This window comes from Pseudomonas sp. lyk4-R2A-10 (genome assembly GCF_030209075.1).
Taxonomy (GTDB): Bacteria; Pseudomonadota; Gammaproteobacteria; order Pseudomonadales; family Pseudomonadaceae; genus Aquipseudomonas; species Aquipseudomonas glycinae.
The window spans coordinates 87,513-101,292 of sequence record NZ_JARVSR010000013.1; the positions used below are offsets into that span (position 1 = coordinate 87,513).

Below are 13,780 nucleotides of genomic sequence, written 5' to 3' on the forward strand. Positions count from 1 at the left end.
GTGAATATTGACGCCAGAGTGATGGCACTTTTGCCGACGTTCGCGACAAAACAAAAACGGGAGCCAAGACTCCCGTTTTTTTGACTGCCGCTGACTCAGGCCGGTTTGGCCTCCGCCAGCGCCTCCTGCGCCAGTTCCTTCTCGGCCTCCTTCAGATCCTCTTCGCTGATCATCTCGGCAATCACCCGCAGACGCTCCACCACCCGCGCGTTGACGCTGCCTTCCGGAAATTCGCCCTGTTCGTTCGGCTCACCGGCCGGCTCGCCCACCAGCAGGCTCAACGCTTCGTCGGCCTGACGCACCGCGTAAACGTGGAACTGCCCGGCACGCACCGCTGCCAGCACCTTCTCATCGAGCATCAAGGTGGCGACGTTGGCCTGCGGAATGATCGCGCCCTGCTCGCCCGTCAGCCCGCGCGCTTCGCAGAGACGGAAGAAGCCTTCGATCTTCTCGTTGACCCCGCCCACCGCCTGCACTTCACCGAACTGGTTGATCGAGCCGGTGATCGCGAAGCATTGCTTGAGCGGGGTTTTCGACAACGCCGAAATCAGCGTGCACGCCTCGCCCAGCGACGCACTGTCGCCATCGACGTAGCCGTAGGATTGCTCCAGCGCGATGCTCGCGGAAATCGCCAGCGGGAATTCCTGGGCGTAACGGCTGCCCAGATACCCGGTAAGAATCATCACGCCCTTGGAGTGGATCGGCTGGCCGAGGTTGACCTCACGTTCGATGTCGACGATGCCGCTGCCGCCCGGGTACACCGTGGCGGAAATCCGCGCCGGCACACCGAACGCCGAGTCACCGACTTCGAGCACCGTCAGCCCGTTGCACTTGCCGACCGCCGCCCCATCGGTATCGATCAGGATGATCCCCGCCAGCATGTCGTCGAGAATCCGCGCCGACACCCGACCGGTGCGAGTGGCCTTGGCCTTGAGCGCACGCTCGATGTGGCCGGCGTCGGTCATTTCATCGTTGGCCAGATGCCGGATGAAATCCGCCTCGCTGACCAACTGAAACAGATCGCCGATCCGCGCCGACAAACGCCCCTGGTGTTCGGCCAGACGCGCACTGTAAGTCGCCAGGCGCGCCACCGCGTCGGCGGTCAGCGGCGCCATGCCCTCTTCCGAAGTGCGGGTTTTCAGCAACTGGGCGAACTGCTCCAGGCTTTCGTCGACCATCGGGATGTCTTCGTCGAAGTCCACCAGAACGCGGAACATCTCCTGGAAGTCCGGATCGAGGTCCTGCAGCGTGTAATACAGCTGACGGGCACCGATGATGATCACTTTGACCTGCAGCGGAATGTGCTGAGGGTTGAGCGTCATGGTGGCGAAACGGCCCATCTCGCCCAGCGGCGACTCCATCTTCAGCTTGCGCGATTGCAGGGCGCGCTTGAGCGCATCCCACACGAACGGCTCGCCGAGCATTTTTTCTGCTTCAAGGATCAGGAAACCACCGTTTGCACGGTGCAACGCACCCGGACGCAGCTGGCGATAGGTGGTGTAGAGCGCGCCTTGATCGGTGGTGTACTCGATACGGCCGAACAGGTTTTCGTAGGTCGGATGCGGCTCGAACACCACCGGCGCACCGCCGCTGGCCGGATGGCCGACCACCAGGCTGGGGGCGTATTGCTCTTCCAGCAGCTTGCGCGCGACGGCGTCGGTCTTGCTGTCATCGACCAGTTGCTCGACCACGGTTTTCAGCAGATAGACCTGCATCGCTTGCAGATAGCCGCAGACGGCCGCGTTTTCCGCGTACTTTTCCGACAGCGGTGCGAGCAAGGGCTGCAACGCCAGGGTGATGGTTTCTTCGTTGAGCTGACGCAACTGGTTGCTCGACTCACGCTTCCATTGCGGCAGGCTGGCGAGTTCTTCGTTCAGGCGTTCTTCGAGAGCGGAAATATCGTCGTGAAAGCGTTCGCGCTCGGCTTCCGGCAATTGAGCGAATTCAGCTTCGTCCAGCGCCTTGCCTTCGAGCATCGGGGTGAAGGCAATGTTGCTGCTGTCGCGATACAGGGCGACGTCTTTTTCCAAAGCCAGACGTTCGATGACATCCAGTGCCTTGTCATAGCGCTGGTTGAAGGCGCGGTCGATGGCGCTCTTTTTCTGCTGGTAGGACGGGTGTTCGAACACCGCAGGAAAGGTCGCCAGCAGGTTGTCGATCAGGCCGTTGATATCGCCGATAAAAGCACCGGCAGTGCCCGATGGCAGTTCCAGGGCACGGGGCTCGCGCGGCTCATCGAAATTGTTGACGTAGACCCAGTCCGCCGGGGTCTGCAGGCGTTTGCCTTCGGCCTTCAGGTAGCGTTTGACGAACGAGAACCGGCCGGTGCCGGGCTCGCCCATGACGAACACGTTGTAACCGGGGCGTGGCATGGCCACACCGAACTGCAAGGCTTCGACCGCACGTTCCTGGCCGAGCACACCGCGAAAGGGCTCCAGATCATTGGTGGTAGTGAAGCTGAACTGTTCAGCGGAAAACGGACGGGTCAGCGCTTCGGGCGCTAGACGCAAGCTGGCAGCAACAGGATCAGGCATCGGGCTTCCTTAACAATCAGGCGGGGCAGATAGCGGCATTCTGGCGCTGCCCGAGCCCCACTGGCAAGGCGCGCCACACGACAAAGCATAGACAACCGGCCGACCTTGACGCAGCCCCCGTGAAACCGGGGGTATCGCCAAATCTTTCTTAAAAAATCACGGAACCCCGGGAACGCGCCTAAACTCCAAACTGCGCGGCTGGAACTAATACCGGCCCACTGGCTTCGTTTGGATCTGTTTCGTACAGAGCTTGGGGGGCCAGAACCCTGTCCATTGGTATGCACATAAAGAGAACAAAGCTATGAAACGGATTCTTCTCGGTACTCTCTTCACCGCTGTATCCATCAACGCAATGGCGCAAGCTCCAGGCGGCCCGGATTGCGGTTGGGGCAACATGCTGTTCGAAGGTCAGCGTGGCACCCCGGCTCACTTCCTGGCATCCACCACTAACGGCACTTCCGGTAACGCCACGTTCGGCATGACGTCCGGCACCAACGGTTGCTCCACCAACGCTTCGCTGACCTATGGCGGCAAATCCTGGTTTGCCATGAATGGCATGATGAACGAGCTGTCCGAAGACATGGCAAAAGGCAACGGCGAAGCGCTGACGACCTATGCCGTGGTACTGGGCGTGGCGCCGGAAGACCGTGCGCACTTCGCTGCCGTCACTCACGAGCACTTCCAGCAGATCTTCAGCAAGGCTGACGTGACCGCCGAAGACGTGCATACCAACACCCTGGCCGTTCTGAAGGCAGACCCACGTCTGGCCAAGTACGCGACTCAGGCTTAAGCTCGACCCACCCGCTTCCTTCGGGAAGCGGGTTTTATTTTTTCGGCCCGCCCTTTCCGGGCTTTGTTTCTTTTCGACTTAAGTTGCCATTTATGCTCAAACGCCTTGCCTGGCTGGCGCTGTGTGTCTGCGCCCCGCTGTCCGCCGCGCCCCACATCGACCCTCAACGTTTGCAGCAACTGGCCAACGACCGATTCTGGATTTCCCTCGGCCATTACGAAACCGCCAAGCTCGGTGGCTGGCGCAGCTACGTCAGTGACAAAAAATTCTTCCTCGCCCCCGACGGCAACGAACACCCCGACCATGAACTGGCCGCCACCGTGCAGGCGCTGTACGCCCCCGCCAGTCTCGGTGAGCAACACGCCCAGTGCGTCTACCCGGCACGCACCCGCTGGCTGAAAGATCAACTCAACCTGACCGACCTGCCGACGCCGGACTGCGCCGAATTCAAGAAATGGTTCAAGGACGTCTCCCCCCACAGCGCAGTGATGATTTTCCCGGCGGCCTATCTCAACAGCCCGTCGTCGATGTTCGGCCATACCCTGCTGCGCATCGACCAGGCCGACGTGCAAAGCGACAAGACTTCGTTGCTCAGTTACGCGATCAACTTCGGCGCCTACATCGAAGGCTCGGACAACAGCATTCTTTACGCCTGGAAAGGCCTGATGGGTGGTTATCCGGGACTGTTCGCGCTGGTGCCGTATCAGGAAAAACTCTCGGAATACCGCAGCCTGGAAAACCGCGACCTGTGGGAATACCGGCTCAATCTGACGCAAGCCGAAACAGCGCGGATGGTCGAGCATGTGTGGGAGCTGAAGCAGATCCAGTTCGACTACTTCTTCTTCGATGAAAACTGCTCCTATCGCCTGCTCGAACTGTTGCAGGTCGCCCGTCCGAGCCTGCGCCTGACCGAGCAATTCCCGCTGACGGCGATCCCCACCGACACCGTCAAAGCGGTGAAGGAAGCCGGTCTGGTCGAGCACATCGAATACCGCCCGTCCCGCGAGCGCGAACTGCTCAGCCGCGCCGAGCCCCTGAGCGGCGAAGAACAGGACTGGGTGCTGAAGGTCAGCGCCGATCAACAGCAACTTCAGGACCCGTCCTTCAAGGCCCTGCCTCGGGATCGCCAGGCGCTGATTGTTGACGCGGCGTATCGGCTGGAGCGCTACCGCGCCAACGGCCAGGAACGGGATCCACAGCGCGCCCAGCGCAGTTTCGAACTGCTGCGGGCGATCAACAAGAACCCGGCGCCGGAGCTGCAGATTCCTCAACCGGGCCTGCCCGAAGACGGACACGAATCGCGCACCTGGCAGGCCGGTCTCGGCACTCGCGGTGACCGCGCATTCGGCGAGTACGGCTTGCGCATGGCCTATCACGATCTCAACGACAACGCCGAGAGTTTCCCCCTCGGCGCACAGATCGAAATCCTGCAGATGAAGCTGCGCCAGTACGAAGGCAATCACTGGCAGTTCCAGCAACTGGATCTGGCGACCATCCGCTCGCTGACGCCGCGCAATGCGCTGTTGCAACCGCTGTCGTGGCAAGTCACCGGTGGTCTTGAACGCGTACCGGGCAAGCACGATGACGAGACATTGGTCAGCCACGTCAACGGTGGCGGTGGCGGCACCTGGGCGTTGGCTGACGATGTGCTGGGGTTCGCCCTCGGCACGGTGCGCGTTGAACACAACAATGATTTCGCCGAGTTCGTTTCCCCCGCAGGCGGTTTCAATACCGGCGTACTGTGGAAAAACCCGTTGGGCAATCTCAGCCTGGAGGCCAAAGGTGATTACTTCTTCAACGGTGAAGTACGCCGTAGCCTGAGCCTGAATCAGCAGTGGGAATTGTCGCGCAACCTCGGCCTGCGTCTGAGCGCCCAGCGTGAGTTCAGCCATCTGGCCACGCCGGAGACCGAAGTGATGCTGGAAGTGAAGTGGTATCACTACTGAGGTTTTGATCTTTCTTTCACGACCCATCGACGAATCCGCTTCTAGACTTTCCTTATCAGCCGTTTGACGGCCCGGGAGAGTGTGATGTGGCGCTGTGTGTGTTTTGCGGGCGTGTTGCTGTTGCTGGGTGGCTGTCAGAGCACCCACGAAGATCTGATTGCCAAGGGTTATCCACCGGCGTTCGCTGACGGTTTCGATGACGGTTGCATCAGCGGTCGCCAGGCCGCCGGCTCGATCAGCGGCGAGTTTCGCAAGAACGTGCCGCGTTATCTCAAGGACAAGCAATACGCCGAAGGCTGGAGCGACGGCTTCCGCCAGTGTCAGGCGATGCTGGAAAACAAGGATCGCGAACAGTATCGCAACGAACACTGGGACGAACGCGAACGCGCCTGGCAGCAGGAGAAGGATCAGGGCGCAGCGCGGGCTTATCGTTCGCAGTAGGTCGCTTCCAGACATCCAGCGAAACCTTTTGCCTGCGACCATGGCCCAACGGCTATAACAGGAGCCCACCATGAGTCGCGCTTTCGTCAACGAAGACAACGCCGCTGCGCAAGCCGATCAGCCGGTCGAACGGCAGGTCAGCACCCAGCCCAACTACGTCACGCCGCAAGGACTTACCCAGTTGCAGACGAAACTCGCCGAACTGCAAAGCCTGCACGCCGAACAGTCCGCCAAGGGCGAACAGGCCGACAAGCAGCGGCTGGCCGATCTCGAACGGGATTTGCGTTATTTCAATCAACGGGTCGCCAGCGCTCAGGTCGCGCCGGCCCCGACGTCGAACGACAAGGTGCAGATCGGCAGTTGGGTGACCTACGCCGACGAACACGGCACCGAGCGCCGGGTGCAACTGGTCGGCGAGGATCAGGCCGATGCGGTCAACGGGCTGATCAACTGGGCTTCACCGCTGGGCCGTGCGCTGCTTGGCGCGCGGCTCAACGATGAAGTGCTGTGGCAGCGCCCGGCCGGCGATCAAGTGATTGAAGTGATCCGCATAGAGCGTTCTTAAACCACGCCTTGGGCGAGCATCGCGTCGGCGACCTTGACGAAGCCGGCGATGTTCGCGCCTTTGACGTAGTTGATCCGGCCGTTTTCCTCACCGTAATGCACGCAGGCGTGGTGGATCGACTGCATGATCCCGTGCAGCTTGCTGTCCACCTCGCCGCCCGTCCACAGCAGGCGCATGGCGTTCTGCGACATCTCCAGCCCACTGACCGCTACGCCGCCGGCATTCGAGGCCTTGCCCGGCGCGAACAGAATGCCCGCTTCGATAAAGATATCCACAGCCTCAAGGGTGGTCGGCATGTTCGCGCCTTCGGCCACGCAGACGCAGCCGTTGCGCAGCAAGGTGCGGGCGGATTCCGCGTCAAGTTCGTTCTGGGTCGCGCATGGCAGCGCAATGTCGCACGGCAACGACCATGGCAACTGACCGGCGCGGAACTCCAGACCGAAGGCAGACGCCAATTCGCTGATCCGCCCACGCTTGACGTTCTTCAGTTCCAGCAGCGCCAACCACTGTTCTTCGCTCAGGCCCGCCTCGCAATACAGCGTGCCTTCGGAGTCGGAGAGGGAAATCACCTTGCCGCCCAGATCCATCACTTTGCGAGCCGCGTATTGCGCAACGTTGCCGGAACCGGAGATCGCCACGCGTTTGCCTTCGACGGTCTGCTCGCGACGCTTGAACATTTCCTCGGCGAAGTACACGCAACCGAAACCGGTGGCTTCGGGGCGAATCAAGCTGCCGCCGTAGGTCATGCCCTTGCCGGTCAGCACGCTGGTGAACTGGTTGCTCAGGCGTTTGTACTGGCCGAACAGGAAACCGATTTCCCGTGCGCCGACACCGATATCACCGGCCGGGACGTCCACGTCGGCACCGATGTGGCGGTACAGCTCGCTCATGAATGCCTGGCAAAAACGCATGACTTCGGCGTCGCTCTTGCCCTTCGGATCGAAGTCCGAGCCACCCTTGCCTCCGCCCATGGGCAGCGAGGTCAGGGAATTCTTGAAGGTCTGCTCGAAGGCGAGGAATTTCAACACGCCCAGATTCACCGAAGGATGGAAACGCAAACCGCCCTTGTAGGGGCCAATGGCGCTGTTCATCTGGATGCGGAAACCGCGATTGACCTGGACCCTGCCCTGATCGTCGACCCACGACACTCGGAACACCACCGCCCGCTCCGGCTCGCAGATACGCTCCAGAATTCCCGAGGTCAGATAGTGCGGATTGGCCTCGAGAAACGGCCACAGACTGCGCAGGACTTCTTCGACGGCCTGGTGGAATTCGGGTTGATCCGGATCGCGTTTTTTCAGACGGGCGAGGAAGGATTCGACGGATTCGATCATGGGAAAAGTCTCGGCAGATTTGTTGTCGTTGGAGGAGATTGAGCCGGACTGTAACAAACGATATGTACACAGCAACAGACAAAAATGTCGCATTTATGAAAACAAATAGTACACACGCTATAAGACAGTCTGCATTGCAGGCAAAAAAAAGCGGAGCCCGAAGGCTCCGCTTTTTCATGCAAACAACCCGTAATCAGGCCAGTTTCTTGTGGCGTACCCGGTGTGGCTGGGCCGCTGCTTCGCCGAGGCGCTTTTTGCGATCGGCTTCGTACTCGGTGTAGTTGCCCTCGAAGAACACTGCTTGCGAGTCGTCTTCGTACGCCAGGATGTGAGTCGCGACGCGGTCAAGGAACCACCGATCGTGAGAGATCACAATGGCGGCGCCCGGGAAGTCCAGCAGGGCTTCTTCCAGGGAACGCAGGGTTTCAACGTCGAGGTCGTTGGACGGTTCGTCGAGCAGCAGGACGTTGCCGCCCTCCTTCAGGGTCAGCGCCAGGTGCAGACGACCGCGCTCACCACCGGACAGGTCCTTGACGAACTTCTGCTGATCGCCGCCCTTGAAGTTGAAGCGACCGACGTAGGTACGCGACGGGATCTCGTAGTTGCCGATGCGGATCTGGTCGGAACCATCGGAGATCTGCTGGAACACGGTCTTGCTGCCGTCCAGGTCTTCGCGGCTCTGGTCAACGCAGGCCAGTTGCACGGTTTCGCCGATCTCGATGCTCCCGGAATCCGGGGTTTCCTTGCCCATCAGCATGCGGAACAGGGTCGACTTACCGGCACCGTTACCGCCGATCACGCCGACGATGGCGCCCTTCGGCATGGAGAACGAAAGGTTGTCGATCAGGACGCGATCGCCGTAGCCCTTGGTGACGTTCTTGAACTCGATGACCTTGTCGCCCAGGCGCGGACCGGCCGGGATGTAGATCTCGTTGGTTTCCGAACGCTTCTGGAATTCCTGCGACTGCATTTCTTCGAAGCGCTGCAGACGAGCCTTGGATTTCGACTGGCGGGCCTTGGCGCCTTTGCGCACCCACTCCAGTTCTTCCTTCATGGCTTTTTCGTGGGCCGATTGCTGCTTGGATTCCTGGGCCAGACGATCGGACTTGGCTTCCAGCCAACCCGAGTAGTTGCCCTCGTAAGGAATGCCCGCGCCGCGATCCAGTTCCAGAATCCAGCCGGCGACGTTGTCCAGGAAGTAACGGTCGTGCGTGATCGCTACCACAGTGCCCGGGAAGTCGTGCAGGAAGTGTTCGAGCCACGCAACGGAGTCGGCGTCCAGGTGGTTGGTCGGTTCGTCGAGCAGCAGCATGTCCGGGGCGGACAGCAGCAGACGGCACAGGGCCACACGACGTTTTTCACCACCGGACAGGTGCTCGACCTTGGCGTCCCAGGCGGGCAGACGCAGCGCATCGGCGGCGACTTCCAGCTGGCGCTCCAGGTTGTGACCGTCGCTGGCCTGCAGGATCGCTTCGAGCTTGGCCTGTTCGGCGGCCAGCTTGTCGAAGTCGGCGTCCGGGTCGGCGTAAGCGGCGTAGACCTCGTCCAGACGCGCTTGCGCATCCTTGATCACGCTGACCGCTTCCTCGACCACTTCACGCACGGTCTTGGTCGGATCCAGTTGCGGCTCTTGCGGCAGGTAACCGATGTTCAGTTCCGGCATCGGGCGCGCCTCGCCCTCGAACTCGGTGTCGACGCCGGCCATGATTTTCAGCAGCGTGGATTTACCCGAACCGTTGAGACCGAGCACGCCGATCTTGGCGCCGGGGAAGAAAGACAGCGAAATGTTTTTCAGGATTTCCCGCTTCGGCGGAACAACTTTGCCCAGCCGATGCATGGTGAAGACGTATTGAGCCATGGAGAACCTTGGGTCAGTGACAGATGAATGATTGGAGCGCAGGCGATGCCCGGCCAGACCGATGCGCGTCGTTCACTTGATAGTCATCAATGCGTGCGCGCTGAAAAAGTCTGAGTCTAGGAGCTGGAACGCTCCCGCGTAACCGGCAAAGCTACCTGAATGACCGGTGGCAGTCCAGCCGAGTGGGGCTGGCACTTCGCCACAACTCAAGGCATGCTAGCCGCCCTTGGGCGTCCGGCTTATAGTGCACGTCGCGCCAGTCCAGCCAGACCGCAGGATTACAGCTTGTCCAACGTCACTCCGCCAGCCTCTGTGAGCAGCACCCAACCGGCGCCCGGCTCGTCCCTGCGCGGAACATTGAAAGGCGCGCTGGCGACGCTGGTGCTTTTGCTGCTGGCGCTGCTGTTCTGGCAGTTGCTCGATCAACTGCGTGAAACCCAGAAAAACCAGCGTCAGTACACCATCGACTACACCGCCGACCTCGCCGCGCAGGTCAGCCTGAACATGGCGTTGAACGCGCAGATCGCCCTCAACCTGCTACCGATCGTCGAACAACCGCAGTCGGCCGACGAACAGCAGGCGCTGCTGCGCAAACTTCAAAAGTCGCTGCCCGACCTGCGCAGCCTGGCCCTGCTCAGCCCCTCCGGAAAAATCCTCAGCGACAGCGCGACTGACAGCCAAGACGCCGATTACCTCAGCGATCTGGTACGCCGCAGCCGCGCTCAGGCGCATTACTTCAGCAATGACGACGACGGCTCGGTGGTGCATCTGCTGTTGCATCAGGCCAGTGGCAGCACTCGCGGTTACTGGGCACTGCGGCTGACACCCACCTTCTTTAAAGCACTGACCAAACAAGGCGAAACCGGTATCCGTCCCCTGTGGCTGGTGGAAAATCGCATCAACCATCAGATCATCAGCCGCGACGAAGCGATGCCCATCGGCAGCACCAGCGTCCTGACCCCGGACGATCTGGCCAACAGCGTGCTGACCGTGCCGCTGAGCAGCAGCGACTGGCAACTGCGTGGCCTGTTCGACCGTCAGCATGTACTCGAACAACTGCTGCCGGCGTTCATCGGCAAATGCCTGTTGGGCCTGGCGCTCTCGCTGCTGCCGTTTATCGCGCTGCTCAACATGCGTCGCCGTCAGCGTCAGGTGCATGAAGGGCGTCGGCGTTATCAGGATATTTTCGAAGGCACCGGCGTGGCGTTGTGCGTGCTGGATCTTTCAGGGCTCAAGCAGCTTTTCGAAAGGGCCCAGATCCAGACCAGCGACCAGCTCAAGGCCTGGCTCGACCAGCCGGCGCAGCGCCAGCAATTGCTCCACGAACTGCGGGTGACCGAGGTCAACCAGGTCGCGCTGCAACTGCTCAACGTCAATTCCTGCGACCACGCCTGGCAACTGTTGATCGACGGTCAGCCGCACAATCAGTGCGCCATCGGCAATCAGGTCCTCGACGCCGTACTCCAGCAGCAAAAGCAGCTGGAACTGGAAATCAAGCTCCCGGACATCAATGGCCGCGACCAGCATCTGTGGCTGGTGCTGCGCCTGCCGCAGGAGCAGCACGACTACAAGGCCGTGATCCTGAGCATCAACGACATCACCAGCCGCAAACTGATCGAACTGTCGCTGCTGGAGCGCGAAGGTTTCTGGTCGGACGTGGTGCGCACCGTGCCGGATCACCTGTACGTGCAGGACGTGATCAGCCAGCGGATGATCTTCAGCAACCACCACCTCGGCCAGACCCTCGGTTACAACCGCACCGAACTGCATCAGATGGGCGAGTATTTCTGGGAAATCCTTCTGCACCCGGAAGACGCCGACTATTACCACCGCTCGCGGCAGATGCAGCGTCACGCCGGTTACAGCCAGTTGTTGCAATGCCAGCTGCGCTTCCGTCATCGCGACGGCAAATGGCGGCGCTTCGACATTCGTGAACAGGCGCTGGCCCGGGACAAGCACGATCAGGTGACGCGGATCATCGGCGTGGCCAAGGACATCACCGAGCAGATCGAAGCCAGCGAATCCCTGCGTGACAGCGAACAACGCTACCGGATGCTCGCCGAAAGCATCAGCGACGTGATTTTCTCCACCGACAGCCAGCTGTCGCTGAACTACGTCAGCCCGTCGGTGCAAGCGGTGCTGGGCTATGACGCCGAGTGGATTTTCCAGAACGGCTGGCAATCGACCATCGCCAACCCGCAGCAACTGAGCGGCATCTATCACCTGATGGATCGGGTCAGCAAAGCGCTGGGCAAACCCGAGCAACTGGTGACTTTGCGCAGCCAGGTGCAGACCCAGATGTTCCTGTTCGACTGCCTGCGCGCCGACGGTCGCAAGATCCCGATCGAACTGCGTCTGGTGCTGGTGTGGGACGAGCATGGCGCCTTCGAAGGCGTGCTCGGGGTCGGCCGCGACATCAGCCAGCAGCGCCGCGCCGAGAAAGACCTGCGCATGGCGGCCACGGTATTCGAGCACTCGACCTCGGCGATCCTGATCACCGATCCGGCCGGTTACATCGTCCAGGCCAACGAGGCGTTCAGCCGGGTCAGCGGCTACGCGGTGAGCGAAGTGCTCGACCAGTTGCCGAACATGCTGACCGTCGACGAACAGCAGGACGCGCACCTGCGCTACGTGCTCAAGCAGTTGCATCAGCACAGCACCTGGGAAGGTGAAGTCTGGCTCAAGCGCCGCAATGGCGAGCATTACCCGGCGTGGGTCGGCATCACTGCGGTGCTCGATGACGAGGGCGATCTGGCCAGTTACGTGTGCTTCTTCAGCGACATCAGCGAGCGCAAGGCCAGCGAGCAGCGGATTCACCGCCTCGCCTACTATGACGCCCTGACCCACCTGCCGAACCGCACGCTGTTCCAGGATCGTCTGCACACCGCGTTGCAATCGGCCGAACGGCAGAAGTCGTGGGTGGTGCTGATGTTCCTCGACCTCGACCGTTTCAAACCGATCAACGACTCCCTCGGCCACGCCGCCGGCGACCGCATGCTCAAGGACATGGCCACCCGGCTGCTGGCCTGCGTCGACGATGACGACACCGTGGCGCGGATGGGCGGCGACGAATTCACCCTGTTGCTGCAACACCGCTCCAGCCGCGAGATGGCGCTGAACCGTGCGATCCACGTGGCCGAGCAGATTCTCGCCAGCCTTGTGCGGCCGTTCGTGCTGGAGGGTCGCGAATTCTTCGTCACCGCCAGCATCGGCATCGCCCTGAGCCCGCAGGACGGCAATGAACTCAGCCAGTTGATGAAGAACGCCGACACCGCGATGTACCACGCCAAGGAGCGCGGCAAGAACAACTTCCAGTTCTATCAGGCCGACATGAACGCCAGTGCGCTGGAGCGCCTGGAACTGGAAAGCGATCTGCGCCACGCGCTGGAGCAGAACGAATTCGTGCTGTATTACCAGCCGCAGTTCAGCGGCGACGGCAAACGCCTGACCGGCGCCGAAGCCCTGCTGCGCTGGCGTCATCCCCGCCGCGGACTGGTGCCGCCGGGGGACTTCATTCCGGTGCTCGAAGAACTCGGGCTGGTGGTGGACGTCGGCGACTGGGTGATCAGCGAGGCCTGCCGTCAGCTCAAGACCTGGCACCAGAGCCGCGTGCGCGTGCCGAAGGTCTCGGTAAACATCTCGGCGCGGCAGTTCTCCGATGGCCAGCTCGGCACGCGGATCGCCACCATCCTCAAGGAGACCGGCCTGCCGCCGGCGTGCCTGGAGCTGGAACTGACCGAAAGTATCCTGATGCGCGAAGTCAGCGAAGCGATGCAGATCCTTGCCGGTTTGAAGAACCTCGGCCTGAGCATCGCAGTCGACGACTTCGGCACCGGTTACTCATCGCTGAACTACCTCAAGCAATTCCCGATCGACGTGCTGAAGATCGACCGCACCTTCGTCGACGGCCTGCCGTCCGGCGAGCAGGACGCGCAGATTGCCCGGGCGATCATCGCCATGGCCCACAGCCTGAATCTGGCGGTGATTGCCGAGGGTGTGGAAACCCATGAACAACTGGACTTCCTGCGCGAGCATGGCTGCGACGAGGTTCAGGGTTATCTGTTCGGGCGGCCGATGCCGGCGGGCCGGTTCGAGGCGCAGTTCAGCAATGATGCGCTGTTCATGTTCGACTGAAGATCGGCGGCGCAATCTTCGCGGGCAAGCTCACTCCCACAGGGATTGATGTTGATCACAAAATCGCGGGCCGGCCTCGGTTATTGTGCGAACCGGCTGGTCAGCGAAGGCCGGCACGGACGCCACATATCTGGTCATGAACGCCACTTGTCTGCGACATGATGTCGTTTCATATGCC

8 protein-coding genes are annotated in these 13,780 nt (G+C 61.2%); 5 read left to right on the forward strand and 3 right to left on the reverse strand.

Annotated elements, in window-relative coordinates; genetic code table 11:
* Positions 1-95 precede the first annotated feature (95 nt).
* Complete coding sequence (locus QRN46_RS24045) at positions 96-2,534, reverse strand: Lon protease family protein (protein ID WP_011336016.1); 2,439 nt, start codon at positions 2,532-2,534, stop codon at positions 96-98.
* A 301-nt stretch (positions 2,535-2,835) separates the two neighbouring features.
* Between QRN46_RS24045 and QRN46_RS24050 the strand changes: the two genes are divergently transcribed.
* The 4 genes from QRN46_RS24050 (at position 2,836) to QRN46_RS24065 (ending at position 6,276) form a co-directional block, all read left to right on the forward strand.
* Positions 2,836-3,324, forward strand: coding sequence for a DUF3015 domain-containing protein (locus QRN46_RS24050; protein WP_007950971.1), 489 nt, complete (start codon positions 2,836-2,838; stop codon positions 3,322-3,324).
* A 92-nt stretch (positions 3,325-3,416) separates the two neighbouring features.
* Positions 3,417-5,270 (forward strand): Lnb N-terminal periplasmic domain-containing protein, encoded by a 1,854-nt coding sequence (locus QRN46_RS24055; RefSeq protein WP_285357681.1) that lies wholly within the window; start codon positions 3,417-3,419, stop codon positions 5,268-5,270.
* An 84-nt stretch (positions 5,271-5,354) separates the two neighbouring features.
* The gene (locus tag QRN46_RS24060) at positions 5,355-5,711 is read left to right on the forward strand and encodes a hypothetical protein (RefSeq protein WP_064382109.1); all 357 of its coding nucleotides are present in this window, start codon (positions 5,355-5,357) and stop codon (positions 5,709-5,711) included.
* A gap of 70 nt (positions 5,712-5,781) precedes the next feature.
* Positions 5,782-6,276 carry a GreA/GreB family elongation factor gene (locus tag QRN46_RS24065; protein ID WP_285357686.1) on the forward strand — a complete coding sequence of 165 codons (495 nt, stop codon included), beginning with the start codon at positions 5,782-5,784 and terminating at the stop codon, positions 6,274-6,276.
* On the opposite strand, the gene gdhA is transcribed toward QRN46_RS24065, so the two are convergent.
* Both gdhA and ettA read right to left on the reverse strand, forming a co-directional pair.
* Entirely contained in the window at positions 6,273-7,610 is a 1,338-nt protein-coding gene (gdhA, locus tag QRN46_RS24070) for an NADP-specific glutamate dehydrogenase (RefSeq protein WP_285357687.1), read from the reverse strand. The genes QRN46_RS24065 and gdhA overlap by 4 nt on opposite strands.
* 193 nt (positions 7,611-7,803) lie before the next feature.
* Entirely contained in the window at positions 7,804-9,468 is a 1,665-nt protein-coding gene (ettA, locus tag QRN46_RS24075) for an energy-dependent translational throttle protein EttA (RefSeq protein ID WP_007950976.1), read from the reverse strand.
* A 285-nt stretch (positions 9,469-9,753) separates the two neighbouring features.
* Between ettA and QRN46_RS24080 the strand changes: the two genes are divergently transcribed.
* Positions 9,754-13,602, forward strand: coding sequence for a sensor domain-containing protein (locus tag QRN46_RS24080; protein ID WP_285357690.1), 3,849 nt, complete (start codon positions 9,754-9,756; stop codon positions 13,600-13,602).
* Positions 13,603-13,780: the final 178 nt, after the last annotated feature.

Excerpts from the sequence above, each read along its gene's own strand:
- QRN46_RS24050 (WP_007950971.1), top strand. The coding sequence starts at position 2,836 with ATGAAACGGATTCTTCTCGGTACTCTCTTCACCGCTGTATCCATCAAC.
- gdhA (WP_285357687.1), bottom strand. The coding sequence starts at position 7,610 with ATGATCGAATCCGTCGAATCCTTCCTCGCCCGTCTGAAAAAACGCGAT.
- QRN46_RS24045 (WP_011336016.1), bottom strand. The coding sequence starts at position 2,534 with ATGCCTGATCCTGTTGCTGCCAGCTTGCGTCTAGCGCCCGAAGCGCTG.
- QRN46_RS24060 (WP_064382109.1), top strand. The coding sequence starts at position 5,355 with ATGTGGCGCTGTGTGTGTTTTGCGGGCGTGTTGCTGTTGCTGGGTGGC.
- ettA (WP_007950976.1), bottom strand. The coding sequence starts at position 9,468 with ATGGCTCAATACGTCTTCACCATGCATCGGCTGGGCAAAGTTGTTCCG.
- QRN46_RS24055 (WP_285357681.1), top strand. The coding sequence starts at position 3,417 with ATGCTCAAACGCCTTGCCTGGCTGGCGCTGTGTGTCTGCGCCCCGCTG.
- QRN46_RS24065 (WP_285357686.1), top strand. The coding sequence starts at position 5,782 with ATGAGTCGCGCTTTCGTCAACGAAGACAACGCCGCTGCGCAAGCCGAT.